Genomic DNA, 20,178 nt, shown 5'->3' with positions numbered 1-20,178 from the left:
TACTTTATTCGATGACCGTGGGCACCAGAAACAGGCCTTCCTGCTCGGCGGGGGCGTTGCGCATCATGGCCTGACGGGTTTCGACCGTGCCAGAGGGCAGGGCCTTGTCCTCGCGCAGACGCAGACTGATCTGCTGGCGTGCGGACAAAGGGTGGGCCATGGGCTCAACGCCTTGAGTGTCAACGGTTTGCAAGGTCTGGATCAGGCCCAGGATGCGCGTCAAATCGTGCTCGACCTGGGTGGCTTGTTCGGCAGAAAGATCAAGGCGCGCCAGTTGCGCTATACGGGCAACATCCTGTTCAGTGATAGACATGTGGGTGGGTACTGGAAAATGAGTAATAAAAAAATGCTGAAATCTGACAGTTAAGGGCAGTTTGGCACTTTTGCAGCAAATGCGGGGGTTACAGAACTTAACTGACCATTAAAACAGTCCTAATGTAGAGCAATTATAAGTTATCATTGACCGTTTCCTTCCCAGGTATTTTTGAATTCGTTGCCTGGTTCTTGTGCCTGTCGTTCTACGCTTGAGTTCCGCGCCGAATTTATCTGCCTTTTTCCCCAAACACTTTACACTTTGCGCGCCCATGTTCGGATTCCTACGCAGTTACTTTTCCAGCGATATGGCAATCGACCTCGGTACGGCCAATACCCTTATCTATGTACGCGGCAAGGGTATCGTACTGGATGAACCGTCCGTTGTAGCCATCCGCCATGAAGGTGGACCTAATGGCAAGAAAATCATTCAGGCAGTCGGGCAGGAGGCCAAGCAGATGCTGGGTCGGGTGCCTGGCAATATTGAAGCCATTCGTCCCATGAAAGATGGCGTCATCGCGGACTTCACTGTGACCGAGCAAATGCTCAAGCAGTTCATCCGCATGGTCCATCCACGCAGCATGTTTGCCCCCAGCCCACGTATTATCGTGTGCGTGCCTTGTGGCTCTACTCAAGTGGAACGCCGCGCCATCAAAGAATCTGCTCTGGGCGCCGGTGCCAGCAAGGTCTACCTGATCGAAGAGCCCATGGCAGCAGCCATCGGTGCAGGCCTGGCCGTGTCCGATGCCAGCGGTTCCATGGTGGTCGATATCGGTGGCGGCACCACGGAAGTGGCGGTGATCTCTTTGGGCGGTATGGTCTATAAAGGATCCGTGCGCGTCGGTGGCGATAAATTTGACGAAGCCATTATTAATTACATCCGTCGCAATTACGGAATGTTAATTGGCGAACCGACTGCAGAATTGATCAAAAAACAGATTGGTTCCGCATTCCCCGGCACTGAAATTCGCGAAATCGAAGTCAAAGGCCGTAATTTGTCCGAAGGTGTGCCACGCAGTTTCACCGTTTCTTCCAACGAGATTCTGGAATCGTTGACCGATCCCTTGAATCAAATCGTCTCGGCAGTTAAAACGGCGTTGGAGCAAACTCCTCCCGAACTGGGTGCGGATATCACCGATAAAGGTATTGTCCTGACCGGTGGTGGTGCCCTGGTGCATGATCTGGACCGTTTGTTGCAGGAAGAGACCGGCTTGCCCGTGGTGGTGGCCGAGGACCCATTGACCTGCGTGGTACGTGGTTGCGGCGAGGCTCTGGAGCATCTGGAGCGTCTGGAGTCCGTATTCATTTACGATTGATCTTTGCTTGGTTCTCAAGGCAGTGTTCTGCCCGTGGGGACAAGTGATCGAGTGCTTGAGTAATGCGAGAACAAGGCTCCATTCGGCTATTTAGGCGTGGCTCATCTGCTGAGCTGCGTCTGGCCGCTCTTTTGGTGCTGGCGGTGGGCTTGTTGATCACTGATGCTCGCTATGCGGTGCTCGAACCCGTGCGTCAAGCAGTAGCGGCTGTGCTGTATCCCTTTCAGCGCGTCATGCTGGCGCCACGCGATATGGTGTCTTACTTCAGCAGCTGGACGGACGCTGCGTCTACGGCACGTTCTGAAAAAGAAGCGTTGCAACGCCAGCGCATTGAGCTGGCGCAGCTTTCCACTCACGCCGCCCAGCTTTCTGCCGAAAACGAACAATTGCGTCGTTTGCTACAAGTGGCCGATACGGTCACCCAACCGTCTGTGGCGGTTGAAGTGCTCTACGAACCTCCCAATGGTTATGCCCGCCACCTGATTTTCAATAAAGGCTCGGCCAGCGGCATTCGTCCCGGCATGCCGGTGATTGATGAAGGGGGGGTGGTCGGCCAAGTGGTGCGCGTAACCCGCTTTACCTCTGAAGCGGCTTTGATCACGGACGATAAAGTCTCGGTGCCGGTACAGGTACTGCGCAATGGTTTGCGCTTGATCGCCTTTGGCGGCAATCCAGGCGGCAAGGTGGAAGTGCGCTATTTGACGGCGGATGTGGATCTGGAGCCTGAAGACACCCTGATTACCAGTGGAATTGGTGGTTTGTTCCCTGCCGGTTTGCCCGTTGGCGTGGTCAGCAGCATTGAGCGCGATGACGCCTCCGGCTTTGCCCTGGCGCTGGTGACGCCCTTGTCGCACCCGGAACGCTACCGCCATTTTCTGATTTTGCTAGTACCGGAGAGCGAGCGCTCTCTTGAACAGGACGATGCCAATGATGCGACGCGCTGAGTCCTCAAGTACTCCTCCAAACCGTAAGGCCAAGGCTTCGTCGTTGGGAAGCTTGCAGCCCATCGACAGCAGCCCTTTCACACGTGCTTCCAGCCCGTGGTTGATCTGGGGCTCGATCCTGCTGATGTGGCTCAGTTCCATGTTGTCGTGGCGCTTGCTGCCCTTTGCCCCGGACATGTTGATGCTGGTGCTGGCCTTTTGGGCTGTGCACGAACCACGTCGCGTACCGATGTCCCTGGCTTTTGTGCTGGGTATTCTGATGGATGTGCACGATGGCAGCTTGCTGGGCGAACATGCCCTGGCCTATGTGCTGGTGGTGTATGGCGCACTTGTCCTGCGCAAGCGCATCCTGAACTTCGGCATGTGGACCCATTTCCTGCACATGGCGGTAGTCATGCTGCTGGCCCAGTTAATTGTGCGTGTATTGCATGCCTGGCTGGTGGGGGAATGGTCTGGTTGGGAATGGGCGGGCGGCATCTTGCTGACCGCTGCCTTATGGCCGTTGGCCGATAGCGTGCTGTTCTTGCCGCAGCGACGTCTGGACGAGTCCGACTCCGGTTCGTCCTGACAGGATGGCCGGCCATGTTTGAATTCAAGAAAACCTCGCACCAGCTGCGCCAGCGCATTTTGTTTCGCGCCTTGGTGGCGGCTGTTCTGGCCTGCGTGCTCTTAGGGGTGCTGGGCGTACGCTTGTGGTATTTACAGGTGGTGCGCTACGAAGGCTTTGCCGCCCGGGCAGATCAAAACCGGATTGCCGTTGTCCCGATTACGCCCCGTCGTGGCGAGATCCTGGACCGTAATGGCGAAGTTCTGGCCCGCAACTACCGGGACTACACCTTGTCCGCCGTGCCAGCCAGCCTGGGTGAGCCGGTGGACGATATGCTGGACCGGGTAGGGGAACTGGTGGAGCTCAGCCCGCGTGACCGCCGTCGATTCAAGCAAAGCGTTGCGCAAAACAGCCGCTACTCTGAAATTTTGCTGCGTAATAACCTGAACGATGAGGAGGCCGCCTGGTTCTCTGCTCATGCTTTCAAGTTTCCAGGTGTGACCTTGCAGGCCCGCTGGGTGCGCGAATATCCGCAAGGCGAAGCGGCGGCCCACGTGTTGGGCTATGTAGGCCGGATTTCCGAGGGAGATCAGCAGCGTCTTGAAGAGACAGGGCAAACGGGGAATTACCGTGGCACCCAGGTCATTGGCAAAAAAGGGATTGAAAAAACCTGGGAAAAAACGCTGCATGGCCGTACCGGTATCGAGGAAGTGGAAGTCGCTGCCTCGGGCCGCCCCGTGCGCACACTGAGCCGTATTGATCCTGTGCCGGGTGCCAGTTTGCGCCTGTCCCTGGATATCGGTTTGCAGAAGATGGCGGAGGCTCTGTTCGAGGGGCGTCGCGGTGCTTTGGTGGCGATTGAACCCAGCACCGGCGAAGTGCTGGCATTTGTGTCTGCCCCGTCCTTCGACCCGAACCTGTTTATCGATGGTATTGATGTGGAAAACTGGCGCAAGTTGAACGACTCGCCCGATCACCCACTGATTAACCGCCCGCTTTACGGCACTTATCCGATTGGCTCTACCTATAAGCCTTTTGTCGCTTTAGCCGCCTTGGAGCTGGGCAAGCGCCGGGCTACAGATCGTATTTCAGACCCTGGTTATTTTGAATTTGGCGGACAGCGTTTCCGCAACGCGGGCGGCGCAGTGTATGGCTCTACCGATATGCACCGGGCTCTGGTGGTGTCCTCTGATACCTACTTCTATTCTCTGGGGCCAGAGATCGGGGTAGATAATCTGCACGACTTCATGAAGCAGTTTGGCTTTGGCCAGCAGACAGGGATTGACCTGGATGGAGAGCGCCAAGGGATTCTGCCTTCTACAGAGTGGAAGCGTCAGGCATACCGTAAACCCGCCCAACAACGCTGGTATGCCGGGGAAAGTATCTCCGTGGCGGTGGGACAGGGATACAACTCCTTTACAGTATTGCAATTGGCACATGCGACGGCTGTCTTGGCCAGCAATGGCATTGTTCGCCCCCCGCATCTGGTAACCCAGACCTTGAATCCTCATGACCCGGATATCGAGCAGCCCGTGCGTATTGATGCCCGGCTGATTCCGCTCAAGCAGGCCAATCTTGATGTGATCAAGCGCGCACTGGTGGATGTGGTGCGTCTGGGCACGGCACGACGTGCGTTTGCCGGGGCTGCTTATCAGGCGGCTGGCAAGACCGGGACAGCGCAGGTGTTCAGCCTGCGAGGAGCCAAGTACAACGCCAATGCAATTGACGAGCGTTTGCGCGACCACGCTTTATTCATGTCTTACGCGCCAGCAGAAAACCCCAAGATTGCGGTGGCGTTGATTGTAGAAAACGCCGGTTGGGGCGGTTCGATTGCGGCACCTATTGTGCGCAAAGTCTTTGATTACTGGTTGGTCGAGCGGGGGCAGATGCAATGAGGCGAATTTTGCAACTGGGCCTGAAAGCCATTACTGCCTTTGACTGGCCTTTGCTGCTTTTGTTGGTGTTGATGGCGGCCTTGGGCATGACGGTCATGCATTCGGCGGTGGGGGGTACAGACTGGCGCTTTGCAGACCAGGTGCGTAACTTCCTGCTGGCCTTTGGCGTGATGTGGCTGGCTGCCATGATCCCGCCTGCCATGTGGATGAAGCTGGCCCCCGTTGTGTATACGGTAGGGGTGGTTTTGCTGCTGGGGGTAGAGTTCTTTGGTGAAACCAGCAAAGGGGCAACGCGCTGGCTGGATCTGGGGATTGCTCGTATCCAACCCTCTGAAATGCTCAAGATTTCAGTGCCTTTGATGCTGGCCTGGTATTTCCACCGTTATCAGCGGCCCAAGATGAGCCTGCTGGATTTCGCGGTCGCCGGGGTTTTGCTGATGATTCCTTTCCTGCTGATCGTGCGTCAGCCGGACTTGGGTACCGCATTGCTGGTGTTTGCCGCTGGCTTTTGCGTGATTTATTTTGCTGGACTGTCGTTCAAGCTGATTGTGCCTATTGTGGTGTTGCTGGTCCTGGGTATTAGCGCCTTGCTGTACTACGAGGACTATATATGCATGCCCGAAGTTGATTGGGTCCTGCTGCACGACTATCAAAAGCACCGGGTCTGCACGCTGCTAAATCCGGGCAGTGACAGGTTGGGTAAAGGTTTTCACACCATCCAGTCCATGATTGCTATTGGTTCGGGCGGGGTGTACGGCAAGGGCTATATGATGGGCACGCAGTCCCATCTGGATTTTGTGCCAGAGCGTACAACCGACTTTATTTTTGCCGTGTTCGCTGAAGAGTTTGGCTTGTATGGCGGTATCATGCTGCTGGTTTTGTACGCATTGCTGATTCTGCGCGGCCTGTCTATCGCAGCTGTAGCCCATACCCAGTTCAGCCGCCTGCTGGCGGGCTCCATGTCCATGATGCTGTTTGTTTATGTCTTCGTGAACATCGGCATGGTGACGGGCATCTTGCCTATCGTGGGCGTGCCACTGCCTTTCTTGAGCTACGGCGGTACCGCCTTGATGACCTTGGGCGTGGCTTGCGGGATGCTGATGAGCATTAGCAATGACAAGCCCAGGCGGCCCACCTAGCAAAGCGTGGGCGAAAGTTTCGGTTAAGAAAAGCGTACTGCCAACGGGGCAGGGCTGGTCGTTTAGAACTGGCCAAGCCCTGATGTGCCGGGTGACGGATGAATCAGCCCAAGCTCAGTTGTTCACTTTCTGCGCTCTGATACAGGCCCAATAGCAATTTGCGAATAGGCGCGGGCAAAGCTGTCTGCTCCAGTGCCTCATGGTCTTGCCATTGCTGTCCGGCCGCTGGCTCGGCCAAGACGGACTCATCCACTTGCAAGAGCCAGGGCGTGATATGCAGCTTGAAGTGCGAGAACACATGCTGGAAGGAGGCCAATGCGATGGCCTCATCCTTGGACCAATGTAAGGCTGCCGTGTGCAGGCTCATGGCATCGTCGTACTGTGGCAGCGTCAGAAGCCCGCCCCAGATGCCCTTGTCGGGGCGGGCTTCCAGCAGAACTTGCCCATTGAGTTCCAGAATCAATACGTGCGCATAGCGCTCGTCCTGTCGCAGACGTTCCTTGGGGCTGGGTAACTCTGACTGCGCCTGATGGGTATGGGCGTAGCAGTCATTTTGCAAGGGACAGAGACTACAGGTGGGCTTGCTGCGCGTACAGCACTGCGAACCCAGATCCATCAAACCTTGGGTATAGGCCGCCATGTCCAGATCTGCCGGGGCTAACTCTACAACTTCCTCGGCCTTGTCCCATAAGGCGTTTTCTACTGCCTTTTTTTGCGTGGGTCCGTAAATCCCGAAATAGCGTGTGAAAACGCGTTTGACGTTGCCGTCCATGATGGGGCTACGCTCCCCAAAACAGAAGGCTGCAATCGCACAGGCGGTGGAGCGGCCAATGCCTGGCAAGGTAGCCAGATCTACGGCTTTTTCAGGGAAGCGGCCTTGCCATTTTTCGATAACTTCACGAGCACAGCGATGCAGGTTACGGGCTCGGGCGTAATAACCCAGACCGGCCCAGTACGGCATGACTTCGTCTTGTTCGGCAGCGGCCAGGTCTTGCACCGTAGGAAAACGCTCCAGAAAACGCTCGTAATAGCCCAGGACGGTCGCGACCTGGGTTTGTTGCAGCATGATTTCTGAAAGCCAGACGCGGTAAGGGTCTTGAGTATTCTGCCAAGGCAGGTGGTGGCGGCCGGAGACTTTCTGCCAGGCCACCACTTTTTCGGCCAGATTTTGAGGACTAGGGGTAGGGAGCGACATCAATATTGAGTACTACGGGTAACGGACCAGCGTGCAGCCAGTGCGCCCAAAATGGCAACCAGAATGGCGGCCGTCAGCAAGGTGGAAAAGTCTGGCAGGCTAAGCGTTAATGGCACGCCGTAGCTGGCGGCCAGACTGGATAAGACTTTATTCAAGGGTGTCAGGGCCAGCAGTGCCAAGCCGCAAGCCAACGCGCTGGCGACAAGGCCCGTCAAGGCACCCATGTACAGGAAGGGGCGGCGTACAAAGGCCTCAGTTGCTCCCACCAGACGAGCTACTGCGATTTCTTCACGCTGGTTCAGGGCTTGTAAACGTACCGTGTTAAATACGGTGGCAATCACCACTACTCCCACGCCAGCCATCAGTATCCATAAGCCAATGCGGATGAAGCTCAGGATGGCGGCCAGGCGCTGCACCCATTCACTATCCAGCAAGACGCTGTCTACGCCTTCGCGGTCCTGCAAGGTCTTGGCCAGGGAGTCGGCGCGCGTCACCAGATCCGGTGTTTCGTGCAGCGTCAGCACAATAGCATGCGGCAAAGGGTTGCTGGGCAAAGCGCCCAAGGCATCGGTCCAGCTGGGATTGCTTTGCAGCTGCTTTAAGGCCTGCTCCTTGCTGACCAGCCGCACATTGGCAAGCTCGGTCTGAAACTCTTTGCCTATCGCCTTACTGAAGGCCTGAGCCTGTTCCAGTGTGCTGTTCTGCTTCATGAACACCGTCATTTCGGGCGAAGTAGGAATCTCGCGCACGACGGGTTGAGCAGCCAGCAAAATACTGGCCCCCAGCACTGGAACCGCCAAGGTTAGAGCGATGACCAGCAGGTTGGACAAGGAGGAAAACGGTTGCACTTTCAGGCGACGCAAAGCCACCAGAAAGGCGTATTGATGATGGCGCAGCCAGGTTCTCATGCCAGCACTCCCGGATGATCGGAAAAGCGGCCGTCTCGAATCAGCAAAGTGCGCCGGGCATAGCGCGCCATTAAGTTCATATCGTGAGAAGCAATGAGGGTGGTGACACCCACCCGATTAAAGTCCATCAATACATCCATGATGCGTTTGGCGTTATCGGCGTCCAGATTGGCGGTGGGTTCGTCGGCAATCAAAATAGCAGGGCGATTCACAATTGCCCGGGCAATGGCTAGCCGTTGCTGTTCCCCGCCGGACATCTCCACGGGTTTTAAGTCCTCTTTACCGCGCAGACCCACTTTTTCCATGGCCGCTCGGGCACGCGCTTGCGCGGTGCGCGGCTCCAGGCCCATGACGGCCAGGGGCAACAGCACATTGTCTAGCGCACTGCGGTCCTGCAGCAGGTGCGTGTCTTGCAAGACAACGCCTACGGCTCGCCGCAGGTACGGCCTAGCCCGGGCCGGCAGCTTGTCGAGCCGATGGCCATTGACCTGAACAGAGCCGCGGCTGGGCAGTTCCAGACCTCCGATCAGGCGCAGCAGGGTGGATTTGCCTGCTCCCGACGGGCCGGACACAAAAATGAATTCGCCATCATCAATGCGAAAATTAATGTCGGCAAGAATATTTTTACTGCGGCCATACGATTTAAAAACGTGTTGAAACTCGATCATCGCGACGCACAATTAAAGAGGAATCTGCTTGGAAAACCCCATGAGATATTCGCAGGGGCAGGGCTGAAAATGTCAACGTAGGTAAAAGTAATTAGCAGACAGTTAGAGGGAAACCCCCGATTTTTGTTTCCACAGTCTGGCTCTACGATTGGACACCACAGCTTAGCTGCAATTGTAATCTGCATCCATTTACCAAAAGTAAACAGGAGGTGATATTCCATGACCTTAGTGAAAACCATTGCAAGTAGTGTTGCGTTGATGGCTCTGGCCGCCAATGTACAAGCAGGTGAAACCCTGGACTCCGTCAAGAAAAAAGGCTTTGTCCAGTGCGGTGTCTCGACCGGTATTGCAGGATTCTCGCTGGCAGACAGTAAAGGTGTTTGGTCCGGCCTTGATGTGGACATGTGCAGTTCCATCGCCGCTGCCATTTTTGGGGATGCCAAGAAATATAAAGTGACGCCTTTGACGACCCAGCAACGCTTTACTGCCTTGCAATCGGGTGAGGTCGATGTCTTGACCCGTAATACGACAGCTACCATTTCACGCGATACGACCTTGGGTTTGGTCAGCACCGGCGTGAACTACTACGACAGCCAGGGCGTGATGGTCAAAAAAGCCCTGGGGGTTAAAAGTGCCAAAGAGCTCGATGGTGCTGCCGTTTGCGTTCAGCCAGGTACGACAACAGAGCTGAACCTGGCCGACTGGTTCCGTGGTCAGGGCATGAAATTCAATCCTGTGGTGATCAACAATCCTGAAGAAGCCATGCGCTCCTTTACCTCGGGACGTTGTGACGGCTTTACCAGCGACAAGTCGCAGTTGGCTGCCATGCGTGCTGCCCAGGCCACACCGGATGAGTTTGATATCTTGCCGGAGGACTTCTCCAAAGAGCCTTTAGGACCGTTCGTGCGTCAAGGTGACGAGGACTGGTTCAATCTGGTTCGCTGGACTTTGAACGCCATGCTGGAAGCCGAAGAGTACGGTATCACCAGCAGCAACGTTGATGAAAAACTCAAGAGCGAGAACCCGAACATCCAGCGTATTTTGGGTGTGTCTGGCGAATTGGGCAAAGGCCTGAAGCTGGATAACAAGTGGGCCTACAACATAATTAAACAGGTCGGCAATTACGGCGAAAGCTTCGATCGTAATCTGGGTAAATCGACGGCATTGAAGCTGGATCGCGGTTTGAATGCACAATGGCGTGATGGTGGTGTGATGTACGGCTGGCCAGTGCGTTAAGATTTCGATCTTCACTGTTTGTTTCTCGCGTCCGGCCCCGGTCGGACGCGCGCCACTTCGCAGGGCTACGCGTAGTGCTGCATCCACGGGTTTTACGCTATGGCACAAAAAACACCTGCCGCGCCAGCCCCTAAACGACGCCTGTCCTGGAATGATCCGTTCACACGCGGCATTATTTACCAGGCGCTGATCTTAGGTGTGCTGGGTTTTTGTGTGTGGTATCTGGTCTCCAATACCTTGCACAATCTGGCTGTTCGCAATATTTCAACAGGTTTTGATTTTCTGAATCGAGAAGCCGGCTTTGCCATTGGTGAGTCGGCTCTGGCGTATAAGCCTTCAGATACCTATGGGCGGGCTATTCTGGTCGGCCTGGTCAATACACTCAAAATAGCGGTTATCGGCATTATTGCCGCCACGGTCTTTGGCACCTTGCTGGGCATCGCGCGCCTGTCCAATAACTGGCTGGTCTCAAGGCTGGCCGGTTTGTATGTGGAAGTGATGCGTAATGTGCCACTGCTGCTGCAACTGTTCTTCTGGTATGCGCTGATTACCGAAACGTTGCCGGGACCCCGGCAAGCCCTGAATCCCATCGGGGGCGTGTTTCTGTCCAATCGCGGCCTGAAACTGCCTACCTTGCAGGGCGACGGAATGGACTGGATCTTCATGGGTCTGGGCTTGGCTGTGGTGCTGTGGGTTTTGATGGCTCACTGGGCTCGCCGTCGCCTGGAACAAACCGGTCGTCCTTTCCCCACCATCCGTTTTGGCGTGCTGATGCTGATCGCGCTGCCGGTGCTGGCTTTGGTGGTGAGCCCCGAGCCCCTGGCTCTTGATCTGCCGCGTCTGCAAGGTTTCAACTTTGTGGGTGGCGTAACGCTGTCACCGGAGTTTGCCGCTCTGTTGGCTGGCTTGATTACCTATACCTCGGCTTTCGTGGCCGAAGTGGTGCGCTCCGGTATTCAAGCGGTAGGCAAAGGTCAGTGGGAAGCCGCGCAGGCATTGGGTCTGTCCCGTGGACGCATGATGCGTCTGGTGGTGTTGCCGCAGGCCTTGCGCGTGATTGTGCCGCCCATGACCAGTCAGTATCTGAACCTGACTAAAAACAGTTCATTGGCGGTTGCCATTGGCTATCCCGACATCGTTTCGGTGGTGAACACCACCCTGAACCAGACCGGGCAGGCAATTGAAGGCATCTTGATCATCATGGCCGCGTATCTGACGGTCAGCTTGTCGATCTCGGTCTTCATGAACTGGTACAACAATCGTATTGCCTTGGTGGAGCGCTAAATGAGTCATACGCCTACATCCACCTTATCCGGACCGCCGCCGCTGCAGCGGGGCACGCTGGGCTGGCTGCGCCAGAATCTGTTTTCCTCCCCCTTAAATGCCATCTTGACGGCCTTGTCGGCGTGGCTGCTTTTGTTGACCGTGCCTGCCATGGTCGACTGGCTGTTCATCAAGGCCAACTTCGATGCGCAAACGGCCCAGGATTGCCGTGCCAATGCTGGGGCGTGCTGGGCCTTTATCCGTGAAAAGCACCGCCTGATCCTGTTTGGCATCTACCCCTACGACGAACAGTGGCGGCCCTTGGTGGCCACGATCTTGCTGACCTTGCTGATCGTATGCAGTTGCGTGCGCTGGTTCTGGAAGCCCTGGTTGCCACTGCTATGGCTGGTCGGACTGACCGTCGTGGGTATTTTCATGTGGGGCGGCGTGCTGGGCCTGAGCTATGTAGAAAATAGCCTGTGGGGTGGCTTGCCACTGACCTTGATCCTGGCCACTTTCGGTATTGCTTTTGCCTTCCCGCTGGGATTGCTGCTGGCCTTGGGCCGTACCTCGCGTTTACCGGCTGTTAAAGCGGTGTGCGTGATCTACATCGAGTTGATTCGGGGCGTGCCGCTGATCAGCCTGTTGTTCATGTCCTCGGTGATGCTGCCCTTGTTCCTGCCCGAGGGCTTTAACATCGACAAGCTGCTGCGCGCCCAAATCGCCATTATTTTGTTTGCGGCTGCGTATATTGCAGAAACCGTGCGTGGTGGCTTGCAGGCTATCCCCAAAGGACAGTACGAGGGAGCCCAATCCTTGGGCTTGAGCTATTGGCGCACCATGCGGCAGATCATTCTGCCCCAGGCGCTCAAGATTGTGATTCCCCCTTTGGTAGGCATTTTTATTTCCCTGTTCAAAGACACCTCGCTGGTGGTCATCATCGGTATTTTCGATTTGACCCAGGCGGCCAAAGTGGCTCTGGCCGATGCGGCCTGGCGCGGGTTCAGCCGGGAAGCCTACCTGTTTATCGCACTGATTTATTTTGTGTTCTGCTACTCCATCTCTCGCTACAGTCGTTCTTTGGAGCGACGTTTGCAAACGGGTTATGAACGCTGACACAGGCGGCAAGGTGTCCGGTAAAGCCGGGCTGCCTTGCAGTCCAGACAAGGAGTTTTGCATGGCAGACGCCATTATTCAGCTAAAGAACGTCAACAAATGGTATGGGCAGTTTCACGTGCTGCGTAACATCAATCTGGATGTAGCCTCGGGCGAGCGCATTGTGATCTGCGGGCCATCAGGCTCCGGCAAGTCCACCTTAATCCGCTGTATCAACCGTCTGGAAGAGCATCAGCAGGGGCAGATTATTGTGGCCGGTGAAGAGCTCACCAACGATGTGCGCCAGGTAGAAGCGATCCGGCGCGATGTGGGAATGGTGTTTCAGCACTTTAATTTGTTCCCCCATCTGACTGTCATGGAGAATCTGACCCTGGGCCCCATGTGGGTGCGTCGTAAAACAAAAGCCCAGGCACAGGAGCTGGCCATGAAGTATCTGGAGCGTGTGCGCATTCCGGAGCAGGCTGATAAATACCCAGGGCAATTATCCGGTGGTCAGCAACAGCGGGTGGCCATTGCACGTTCATTGTGCATGGAGCCTAAAATCATGTTGTTTGACGAACCCACCTCGGCTCTGGACCCGGAAATGGTCAAGGAAGTGCTGGAGGTGATGGTTGAACTGGCCCATACCGGCATGACCATGCTGTGCGTGACCCACGAAATGGGTTTTGCACGTAAAGTGGCCGATCGGGTCATTTTTATGGATCAAGGAGAAATCATCGAGCAAAATACGCCAGATGAGTTCTTTGACTCGCCACGCAGTGAAAGAACACGCGAGTTCTTAAGCCAGATCATTCATTAAGATCCGTGGCTGCTCTTGATGGGCTGCCTTGTGCAGCCCATGTGCATTTTAATTTCAAGGAAAAAGTGATGTTTCGTGTCTGTAAGTGGATGCTGGCCGTATCGGGTGTCGCTGCCGTCATGGCTGCGCCTGCAGTAATGGCAGAGGATTCTTATCCCTCCAAACCGATTCAGTTTGTGGTGCCTTATCCGCCGGGTGGCCCACTGGACAGCATGGCCCGCTTGCTGGCCGAGCGCGTCAAAAGCGACCTGGGTACAGTCGTGGTCGAGAACAAGTCAGGTGCGGGTGGCAATATCGGTGCCAGCATCGTGGCCAAGGCGGCCCCAGACGGTTACACCTTGATGATGGGCGCGGTTGCGATCAACTCCATCAACCCTTGGCTGTACAAAACCGTGCCTTTTGATCCGGTTGAAAGCTTTGCCCCCATCGCTCTGGTTGCCTCGGTGCCCAACATCCTGATCGTGAACAAGGAATTTGCCGAGAAGAACAAGATTGCCACCGTACAGGATTTGGTCAGCTATGCCAAAGAGCATCCCGGTCAGTTGAACTTTGCATCGGGCGGTAATGGCAGCGCGGGTCACTTGGCTGGCGAAGTGTTGAATACTCGCGCCGAGATTAATTCTGTTCACGTCCCTTACGCGGGCGCAAACCCCGCCAAGACCGCTCTGCTGGCGGGTCAAGTGCATTTCATGTTCGACAACCTGGCCTCGGCCTCGCCCTTGATCAAGGCAGACACGGTGACTGCCCTGGCGGTCACGACCTTGGAGCGTTCCAGCTTCCTGCCAGAAGTCCCAACAATGGAACAAGCCGGTGTGAAGCCCTTTGACTTGGGTACTTGGTTTGGCGTGTTCGCCACGGGTGGCACCCCGCAACCTGTTTTGGACAAGCTGCATGCCGCTTACACCAAGGCGTTGATGGACCCCGCTGTGCGTGAAGCGCTGGCGACTATGGGTTCGGACGTACAGCCGGGCACCATGCAAGAGTTCAGCGAGCTTGTCAGCAGTGATCTTAAGAAGTACAAAGAAGTCGTTGCCGACTCGGGTGCCGAGTTGTTCTAAGGTTTCAAGGACTTAGTGCCGGTGGCAACGAGTGATCAAGGTCTTGCAGGGTTTCTTGCAAGATCAAGAATTGTTAAAGAAGGCAGTGAAGGCTGTTTTGAAGTATCTCCTTTGGGCGCCACTTGCTAGTATGGTAGGCGTTCAATAAGTCCTGGTACTTAATTTGAGATTACGGAGCCAATAATGACAATTTTCATTCGTTCTGCAAAATTAGCAGCGTGTGCTGGTGCTTTTTCCTTGCTGGCAGCCTGCGGCACTATGGACAACATGGGAACTGGCGGCCGCACAGCCGTTGGGGCCGGTGGTGGTGCCGCCGTGGGTGCAGGTCTAGGTGCCTTGATTGGTGACAGCAGTAAGGCTGCCATGATCGGTGCTGGCATCGGCGCTCTGGCCGGCGGTATTGCCGCCTATAACTGGTCGGGCATCAAAAAGGATGTGCAGCAGTCTGGCGCGTCCAGCCTTGGTGTCGATGTTACCGAGATGTCTGACGGCAGCTTGCGCGTCAATATTCCAAGCAGCGTCTCTTTTGATACTGGCCATTACCAGCTCAAACCGGCCTTGCTGCCTGTGCTCGATAGTGTGGCTCGCGCCATGAATCAGCATCCTGAACTGCGTGCCAAGGCGATCGGTCATACCGACAGCACGGGTTCGGCTCAAACCAACCAGACTTTGTCGGTTAACCGCGCTAGCGCTGTGACCAACTACTTGACTCAGCAAGGCGTGGGTCAGGGTCGTTTGATGGTGGAAGGTCGTGGTCCGAGTGCGCCAATTGGCGACAATGCTACGGCTGAAGGTCGCGCCATGAACCGCCGTGTGGAACTGTACTTGTACGCTCCGCAGAAGTAATAAGCTCCTAGCGCCTTCGGGCGTATGGATAAGAAGCCCGGTCTTTTAGCCGGGCTTTTTTGTGTTTGATCGATGAGTAATGGCTTGGTTAGAGGGCAGTATCCTTTGCTAGTTGCTAGTTGCTAGTTGCTAGTTGTGAGCTGCCAATTGAGGAGTATCTGTTGCCGTTGATAGCGTCACTTGGGGAGCAGGCCTGATTATTGAATAGAACCCAGTAGTGAGCACGCCCTTGGCGGCCGTGGGGACACGGAGGGGCTTGAGCACTTGCCGGTGCTGCGCACCGGTTCCCTTGCCGAGGGCAACATCTGGGCGCACTCTGAACTCCTGGGGTGGCTGGTCCCCCGGACCAGCCACAAGCGCCCCACTCGAACAGCAGAGTGCTTGCATCCCAGATGATGCCCCCGTGTCTGCGGCAAGTACTCTGAATCGCCCCTCCGTGTCCCCACGGCCGCCAAGGGCTCATAACGTACCCATTCAAGCACACAGTGTTCAACCAGTCAGAAGAAAACGATTGTGAGCCCGTTGAGCCTGGCTTCAGGGTGGCAGGGCGGGTCAGAGAGTTTGCCGCGGGCGGGAGATGGCGTAGGGGTACAAGCATCCTGCTGTTTGAGCCGGACGCTTGTACTTGGTCCGGGGGACCAAGTACCCGGCGAGTTCAGGATGCGCCCGTAGCCATCTCTCGACAAGGGCACCGGTGCGCAGCACCGGCAAACACTCAGCCCAGACACCCGGAAGCCAGGCTCAAGGGGCGTCTCCCAGAACGAACTATTCTGCCTACGAATACGACTGCCGCATAATTTGGGCCCCTACCTTCCAAAAAGGAAAAAGCCCCAAGCAGACATGCTGTCTACTCAGGGCTTTTCATCCATTAGAGTCAATGCAAGCAAGCAAGCAAGCAAGCAAGCAAGCAAGCAAGCAAGCAAGCAAGCAAGCAAGCAAGCAAGCAAGCATCAGGCGTGAACTACGATTCCATTAAACAGGCATCAAGCATCCTGATAAAGCTTGCTCCCCTGTTGAACAAACTGCACCGACATCTCCTTCATTCCCTGATCCACGGCCGACTGTTCGTCCAGACCATTCGCCTTGGCGTAATCCCGCACGTCTTGTGAGATCTTCATACTGCAGAACTTGGGACCACACATAGAGCAGAAGTGCGCCACTTTCATGGAGTCCTTGGGCAAGGTCTCATCGTGGAACTCACGCGCGGTATCCGGGTCCAGACCTAGATTGAACTGATCATCCCAACGGAATTCAAAGCGCGCCTTGGATAAAGCATTGTCCCGGAATGCCGCCGAAGGATGCCCCTTGGCCAAGTCCGCCGCATGAGCCGCAATCTTGTAAGTGATGATGCCGTCCTTCACATCCTTCTTGTTGGGCAAGCCTAGATGCTCCTTAGGTGTCACATAGCACAGCATCGCTGTACCTTGCCAGGCGATCATGGCAGCACCCAAGCCGGAGGTGATGTGGTCGTAGCCGGGCGCAATATCCGTTGCCAATGGCCCCAGGGTGTAGAACGGGGCCTCGTGACAGTGTTCCAGCTGCAACTGCATGTTCTCTGGAATCAGATGCAAAGGCACGTGGCCAGGCCCTTCAATCATGACTTGCACATCATGTTTCCACGCCACTTGAGTCAGCTCGCCCAAAGTACGCAGCTCTGCAAACTGAGCCTGATCATTGGCGTCATAGCCTGAACCCGGACGCAAACCATCCCCCAGCGAGAAGGCCACATCGTACTGCTTCATGATTTCGCAGATATCCTCGAAATGCTCGTACAAAAAGCTTTCTCGGTGATGGGCCAGACACCATTTGGCCATGATGGAACCGCCACGCGACACAATGCCTGTCATGCGGCTGGCCGTCATGGGAACAAAGGGCAAACGCACACCGGCGTGAATCGTGAAATAGTCCACGCCTTGCTCAGCCTGCTCGATCAAGGTGTCGCGGAAAATGGCCCAGGTGAGGTCTTCGGCAATGCCACCTACCTTTTCCAAGGCCTGATAAATGGGCACTGTGCCAACCGGAACAGGTGAATTGCGGATAATCCATTCCCGCGTTTCGTGAATGTTCTTGCCAGTGGACAGATCCATGATGGTGTCCGCACCCCAGCGAATCGCCCAGGTCATTTTCTCGACCTCTTCGCCAATAGTGGAACCCAAGGCGGAGTTGCCAATATTGGCGTTGATCTTCACCAGGAAATTGCGGCCAATAATCATGGGCTCAGTTTCTGGATGGTTGATATTGGCAGGCAGAATAGCCCGGCCCCGCGCAATTTCATCCCTGACAAACTCGGGAGTAACCGAGGGAGGCAGACTGGCACCGAAGCCTTGCCCTGGATGGACCTTGGTCATGCGTCGGGCCATCTCCTCACCTTGCGGGCCGGTGGCTCGCAGGCTTTCAATGTACTGCTCGCGCCGCAGATTTTCCCGAATAGCGACAAACTCCATTTCGGGCGTGATAATGCCGCGTCGTGCGTAATGCATTTGCGTGACATTGGCGCCGGGTTGACTGCGTCGGGGTTGACGCTTCAATTCAAAACGCAACGTGTCCAGTTCCGGGTCAGCCTGGCGGGCCTGACCGTACTGGCTGTTAAGCCCGGCCATTAGCTCCGTGTCCTGGCGTTCCTGAATCCAGGCTTGGCGCAGCGCGGGCAAACCTTTGCGTATATCAATCTGAACACTGGGGTCGGAGTAAGGGCCGCTTGTGTCATACACGCTTAAAGGGGGATTGGGTTCGGCACCGAATTGGCTGGGGGTATCAGCCAGGGATATTTCCCGAAAAGGCACACGCAGATCAGGCCGTGAGCCGGTTTGGTAGATCTTTCGGGAGTTGGGTAAGGGCTGGATCGCAGCCGGGTCTACGCTGGCCGCTGTGGCCGTAAAAGAAGGGGTCTTGCTTGTCATTGCAGCTCCAAAGATAGGTGGAGCCGATATAGGAAGAAGTGCAGTACAGGCATTGCACCTGTGGCACACGCTCCCAGCATCGGCATTATCCGTACTGGTACGAGGGTTTTTCTCAACCCGCCAAATGGCGAGTACCCCTGCGTGCTGACAAGTATAGGTATCTTGGAGTGGCTTGTGGACGTATAAGGCTTATTTTCTTTTCATGCCATTGAGCAGGTGACGGATGGTTTGATCCAGATGGTCACGCTCTTTGGCGGGTAAAGCCACGATTTCGTCTACGGAGAAACGGCTGAACGGCCAGGTCACGATCGGCGGCCCTTCGCCGGAGTCCTGCAGCGTTGTTGTGTTTGAGGCGCTCAGCTCCATATTGCCCAGCCCGTTTTTCAGCCATTGTGCGCTGATGTTCAGGGCTTTTGCCAGGTCCAGAATCTCGCGTGCATCCCGTCGTGTGCCGCTCTCGTAATTGGAGATGGCGCTTTGACTGAGGTTGCACAGGCGGGCAAGTTCGGCTTGGGAAAAGCCGCGTTGCAGACGGGCGTGGCGAAGGCGATCGGAGAAATGTTTCACACTACAGATTGTTCATGGAACATCCTGCACGATGGTTTTGAGAAAAAACCCCGTATGTGATAAAACGAATGGATTCAAGAAAGTAGGCAGCGCCCATCAGACGCCTCAGTAAACCCACTGGGCGACACGCTTTTTATAGGGGATGGGTGGATAACGCGGTCAGCAGCAGGCGTGCTTTAGCGTTTTTTCATGCCGTCCAGCAAATGACGAATAGTGCGATCCAGCAAATCACGTTCGGAATTGCCTAAAGCAACCACTTCATTCACGGAGAACAGGCTAAAAGGCCAAGTCACAATAGGCGCACCTTCCTGGGATTCGTGAAGAGAGTAGTCGCCATCCATCCGCAACTCCATTCTGCCTACCCCCTTATGCAACCACAGCGCACTGACATTCAAGGCTTTGGCCAGATCCAGAATTTCACGAGCATCCCGACGCGTGCCATTTTCATAGTTGGAAATAGCGCTTTGGCTCAATCCACATAGACGCGCCAAACCCGCCTGGGAAAGACTGCGGTGTTGACGTGCATGGCGGAGGCGTTCGGAGAAATGTTTCACACAACAGATTGTTGATGTAACTGCCAGCACGATGGTTTTAGTAAAAAATCACAGTCGTGATTTATACTGTCCGGCACAGTCATCGGATGTCATTATAGTTAAGGTGTCAACTATGTCGGTTGTAAATGAAGTCGCTGGCGGTCCTGTGGTCTTGTACTTGGCCAGTACCATCACTGATCGGGGTCTGCTGGAACGAAAAATACAGGCTTTGGCAGAGCGTGGTTATCGCCTTATTTTTTGTCCGGATATCACGGCCTTGTTGCAGCTGGCTCAAACGCGGAGCCGTCATGCCGGCTCGGTGTGCATTGCGTGGCTGGGAGGAGCCCTGACAGAGATCTGCTCGGCAGCCGTGCGCCTACGCATGCTGTGCCCTCAGATAGGCATTCTGATGCAGTCCGAGGCGTCTGATTCCGCCATGCTCCAAGCCCTGCATAGTGGAGGGGACCAGTTTTGTCCCAAGGATGCTTCTTTGGAACTACTGGCAGCCAGCTTGCACAGCCTGCGGCGACGCCTGATGCAAGTGCCCCTTATCCCTGACCCTGGGCTGTCTAGCGACTGGATTCTGGATCAGGAGGGCTGGACCTTGATCTCTCCCTTGGGGATCTCTTTTGGCCTGACCAGTACCGAAAGAGCTTTTATTGTCTGTCTGCTCAAAGATGAAGACCGCCGGGCCAGTCACTACGAGCTGATGAAGGCCGTTGCAAGCAAGCGGGATGTTATTGCTAATCCACCCGGTGCCCAGCATGTAAATCGTTTGGGCGTGCTGGTCAGCCGAATGCGGCGCAAATTTAGCCAAGGCGGTACGTCCTTGCCCATACGCTCAATCCATAACTGGGGCTATATGTTTGCCGCTACGTGTCAACTGCTTGAAGCGTCCGGGCGTCACTAGGGCAGGGCGCATGAAAAAGGCTCTGA

Annotated in this window: 19 protein-coding genes; 12 read left to right on the top strand and 7 right to left on the bottom strand. The window is 55.6% G+C overall.

The genetic code is table 11. From position 1 onward, the window contains the following. Positions 1-4: 4 nt before the first annotated feature. Positions 5-313 carry an Asp-tRNA(Asn)/Glu-tRNA(Gln) amidotransferase subunit GatC gene (gene gatC, locus AC1RSM_RS14470; protein WP_492933242.1) on the bottom strand — a complete coding sequence of 103 codons (309 nt, stop codon included), beginning with the start codon at positions 311-313 and terminating at the stop codon, positions 5-7. A 271-nt stretch (positions 314-584) separates the two neighbouring features. Here gatC and AC1RSM_RS14465 point away from each other — a divergent pair, with 271 nt between their 5' ends. From AC1RSM_RS14465 to rodA, 5 genes are all read left to right on the top strand, one after another. Further along, complete coding sequence (locus AC1RSM_RS14465) at positions 585-1,628, top strand: rod shape-determining protein (protein WP_189392483.1); 1,044 nt, start codon at positions 585-587, stop codon at positions 1,626-1,628. A 62-nt stretch (positions 1,629-1,690) separates the two neighbouring features. Continuing rightward, positions 1,691-2,572, top strand: coding sequence for a rod shape-determining protein MreC (gene mreC, locus AC1RSM_RS14460; RefSeq protein ID WP_492933241.1), 882 nt, complete (start codon positions 1,691-1,693; stop codon positions 2,570-2,572). Continuing rightward, positions 2,556-3,140, top strand: a complete 585-nt coding sequence (gene mreD, locus AC1RSM_RS14455) for a rod shape-determining protein MreD (RefSeq protein ID WP_492933240.1) — start codon at positions 2,556-2,558, stop codon at positions 3,138-3,140. Before mreC ends, mreD begins: the two co-directional genes overlap by 17 nt. A gap of 14 nt (positions 3,141-3,154) precedes the next feature. Beyond that, positions 3,155-5,014, top strand: a complete 1,860-nt coding sequence (gene mrdA / locus AC1RSM_RS14450) for a penicillin-binding protein 2 (protein ID WP_492933239.1) — start codon at positions 3,155-3,157, stop codon at positions 5,012-5,014. Continuing rightward, the gene (rodA, locus tag AC1RSM_RS14445; protein ID WP_492933238.1) at positions 5,011-6,153 is read left to right on the top strand and encodes a rod shape-determining protein RodA; all 1,143 of its coding nucleotides are present in this window, start codon (positions 5,011-5,013) and stop codon (positions 6,151-6,153) included. Before mrdA ends, rodA begins: the two co-directional genes overlap by 4 nt. A 103-nt stretch (positions 6,154-6,256) precedes the next feature. On the opposite strand, the gene mutY is transcribed toward rodA, so the two are convergent. The 3 genes from mutY to AC1RSM_RS14430 are packed head-to-tail and all read right to left on the bottom strand — an operon-like array spanning position 6,257 to position 8,924. Continuing rightward, entirely contained in the window at positions 6,257-7,348 is a 1,092-nt protein-coding gene (gene mutY, locus AC1RSM_RS14440) for an A/G-specific adenine glycosylase (RefSeq protein WP_492933237.1), read from the bottom strand. After that, positions 7,348-8,256 carry a cell division protein FtsX gene (locus AC1RSM_RS14435; RefSeq protein ID WP_492933236.1) on the bottom strand — a complete coding sequence of 303 codons (909 nt, stop codon included), beginning with the start codon at positions 8,254-8,256 and terminating at the stop codon, positions 7,348-7,350. The genes mutY and AC1RSM_RS14435 overlap by 1 nt, the downstream gene beginning before the upstream one ends. Next, entirely contained in the window at positions 8,253-8,924 is a 672-nt protein-coding gene (locus AC1RSM_RS14430) for a cell division ATP-binding protein FtsE (protein WP_492933235.1), read from the bottom strand. Before AC1RSM_RS14430 ends, AC1RSM_RS14435 begins: the two co-directional genes overlap by 4 nt. A 219-nt stretch (positions 8,925-9,143) precedes the next feature. Between AC1RSM_RS14430 and AC1RSM_RS14425 the strand changes: the two genes are divergently transcribed. The 6 genes from AC1RSM_RS14425 to AC1RSM_RS14400 all read left to right on the top strand — a co-directional run bounded on the left by AC1RSM_RS14425 (position 9,144) and on the right by AC1RSM_RS14400 (position 15,242). Then, the gene (locus tag AC1RSM_RS14425; RefSeq protein ID WP_492933234.1) at positions 9,144-10,160 is read left to right on the top strand and encodes an amino acid ABC transporter substrate-binding protein; all 1,017 of its coding nucleotides are present in this window, start codon (positions 9,144-9,146) and stop codon (positions 10,158-10,160) included. Between the two features lie 99 nt (positions 10,161-10,259). Then, positions 10,260-11,444, top strand: a complete 1,185-nt coding sequence (locus AC1RSM_RS14420; RefSeq protein ID WP_492933233.1) for an amino acid ABC transporter permease — start codon at positions 10,260-10,262, stop codon at positions 11,442-11,444. After that, a complete protein-coding gene (locus AC1RSM_RS14415) occupies positions 11,445-12,539 on the top strand; it encodes an amino acid ABC transporter permease (protein ID WP_492933232.1) in 1,095 nt (364 codons plus the stop codon). A gap of 61 nt (positions 12,540-12,600) precedes the next feature. Continuing rightward, a complete protein-coding gene (locus AC1RSM_RS14410; protein WP_492933698.1) occupies positions 12,601-13,338 on the top strand; it encodes an amino acid ABC transporter ATP-binding protein in 738 nt (245 codons plus the stop codon). A gap of 68 nt (positions 13,339-13,406) precedes the next feature. Then, the gene (locus AC1RSM_RS14405; RefSeq protein ID WP_492933231.1) at positions 13,407-14,396 is read left to right on the top strand and encodes a Bug family tripartite tricarboxylate transporter substrate binding protein; all 990 of its coding nucleotides are present in this window, start codon (positions 13,407-13,409) and stop codon (positions 14,394-14,396) included. 183 nt (positions 14,397-14,579) lie between these two features. After that, the gene (locus AC1RSM_RS14400) at positions 14,580-15,242 is read left to right on the top strand and encodes a YiaD family glycine zipper/OmpA-like lipoprotein (RefSeq protein WP_492933230.1); all 663 of its coding nucleotides are present in this window, start codon (positions 14,580-14,582) and stop codon (positions 15,240-15,242) included. A gap of 983 nt (positions 15,243-16,225) precedes the next feature. Here AC1RSM_RS14400 and thiC read toward each other — a convergent pair. The 3 genes from thiC to AC1RSM_RS14385 all read right to left on the bottom strand — a co-directional run bounded on the left by thiC (position 16,226) and on the right by AC1RSM_RS14385 (position 19,263). Next, complete coding sequence (gene thiC / locus AC1RSM_RS14395; RefSeq protein WP_492933229.1) at positions 16,226-18,142, bottom strand: phosphomethylpyrimidine synthase ThiC; 1,917 nt, start codon at positions 18,140-18,142, stop codon at positions 16,226-16,228. A 189-nt stretch (positions 18,143-18,331) separates the two neighbouring features. Further along, a complete protein-coding gene (locus tag AC1RSM_RS14390) occupies positions 18,332-18,709 on the bottom strand; it encodes a helix-turn-helix domain-containing protein (RefSeq protein ID WP_492933228.1) in 378 nt (125 codons plus the stop codon). A 176-nt stretch (positions 18,710-18,885) separates the two neighbouring features. Continuing rightward, entirely contained in the window at positions 18,886-19,263 is a 378-nt protein-coding gene (locus AC1RSM_RS14385; protein ID WP_492933227.1) for a helix-turn-helix domain-containing protein, read from the bottom strand. Positions 19,264-19,375: 112 nt separating this feature from the next. Between AC1RSM_RS14385 and AC1RSM_RS14380 the strand changes: the two genes are divergently transcribed. Next, entirely contained in the window at positions 19,376-20,152 is a 777-nt protein-coding gene (locus AC1RSM_RS14380; protein WP_492933226.1) for a response regulator transcription factor, read from the top strand. Positions 20,153-20,178 lie beyond the last annotated feature (26 nt).

This window comes from Alcaligenes sp. GW821-FHT11D07 (assembly GCF_058808495.1).
The sequence above is the reverse complement of the archived record's forward strand: the minus strand, read 5'-3'. Positions and strand labels throughout refer to the sequence as shown.

Coding starts and splice junctions, on each gene's coding strand:
- AC1RSM_RS14405 (WP_492933231.1), top strand. CDS start 13,407: ATGTTTCGTGTCTGTAAGTGGATGCTGGCCGTATCGGGTGTCGCTGCC.
- mrdA (WP_492933239.1), top strand. CDS start 3,155: ATGTTTGAATTCAAGAAAACCTCGCACCAGCTGCGCCAGCGCATTTTG.
- AC1RSM_RS14420 (WP_492933233.1), top strand. CDS start 10,260: ATGGCACAAAAAACACCTGCCGCGCCAGCCCCTAAACGACGCCTGTCC.
- AC1RSM_RS14425 (WP_492933234.1), top strand. CDS start 9,144: ATGACCTTAGTGAAAACCATTGCAAGTAGTGTTGCGTTGATGGCTCTG.
- AC1RSM_RS14380 (WP_492933226.1), top strand. CDS start 19,376: ATGTCGGTTGTAAATGAAGTCGCTGGCGGTCCTGTGGTCTTGTACTTG.
- mreD (WP_492933240.1), top strand. CDS start 2,556: ATGATGCGACGCGCTGAGTCCTCAAGTACTCCTCCAAACCGTAAGGCC.
- AC1RSM_RS14400 (WP_492933230.1), top strand. CDS start 14,580: ATGACAATTTTCATTCGTTCTGCAAAATTAGCAGCGTGTGCTGGTGCT.
- gatC (WP_492933242.1), bottom strand. CDS start 313: ATGTCTATCACTGAACAGGATGTTGCCCGTATAGCGCAACTGGCGCGC.
- thiC (WP_492933229.1), bottom strand. CDS start 18,142: ATGACAAGCAAGACCCCTTCTTTTACGGCCACAGCGGCCAGCGTAGAC.
- AC1RSM_RS14410 (WP_492933698.1), top strand. CDS start 12,601: ATGGCAGACGCCATTATTCAGCTAAAGAACGTCAACAAATGGTATGGG.
- AC1RSM_RS14430 (WP_492933235.1), bottom strand. CDS start 8,924: ATGATCGAGTTTCAACACGTTTTTAAATCGTATGGCCGCAGTAAAAAT.
- AC1RSM_RS14415 (WP_492933232.1), top strand. CDS start 11,445: ATGAGTCATACGCCTACATCCACCTTATCCGGACCGCCGCCGCTGCAG.
- rodA (WP_492933238.1), top strand. CDS start 5,011: ATGAGGCGAATTTTGCAACTGGGCCTGAAAGCCATTACTGCCTTTGAC.
- AC1RSM_RS14465 (WP_189392483.1), top strand. CDS start 585: ATGTTCGGATTCCTACGCAGTTACTTTTCCAGCGATATGGCAATCGAC.
- AC1RSM_RS14435 (WP_492933236.1), bottom strand. CDS start 8,256: ATGAGAACCTGGCTGCGCCATCATCAATACGCCTTTCTGGTGGCTTTG.
- mutY (WP_492933237.1), bottom strand. CDS start 7,348: ATGTCGCTCCCTACCCCTAGTCCTCAAAATCTGGCCGAAAAAGTGGTG.
- mreC (WP_492933241.1), top strand. CDS start 1,691: ATGCGAGAACAAGGCTCCATTCGGCTATTTAGGCGTGGCTCATCTGCT.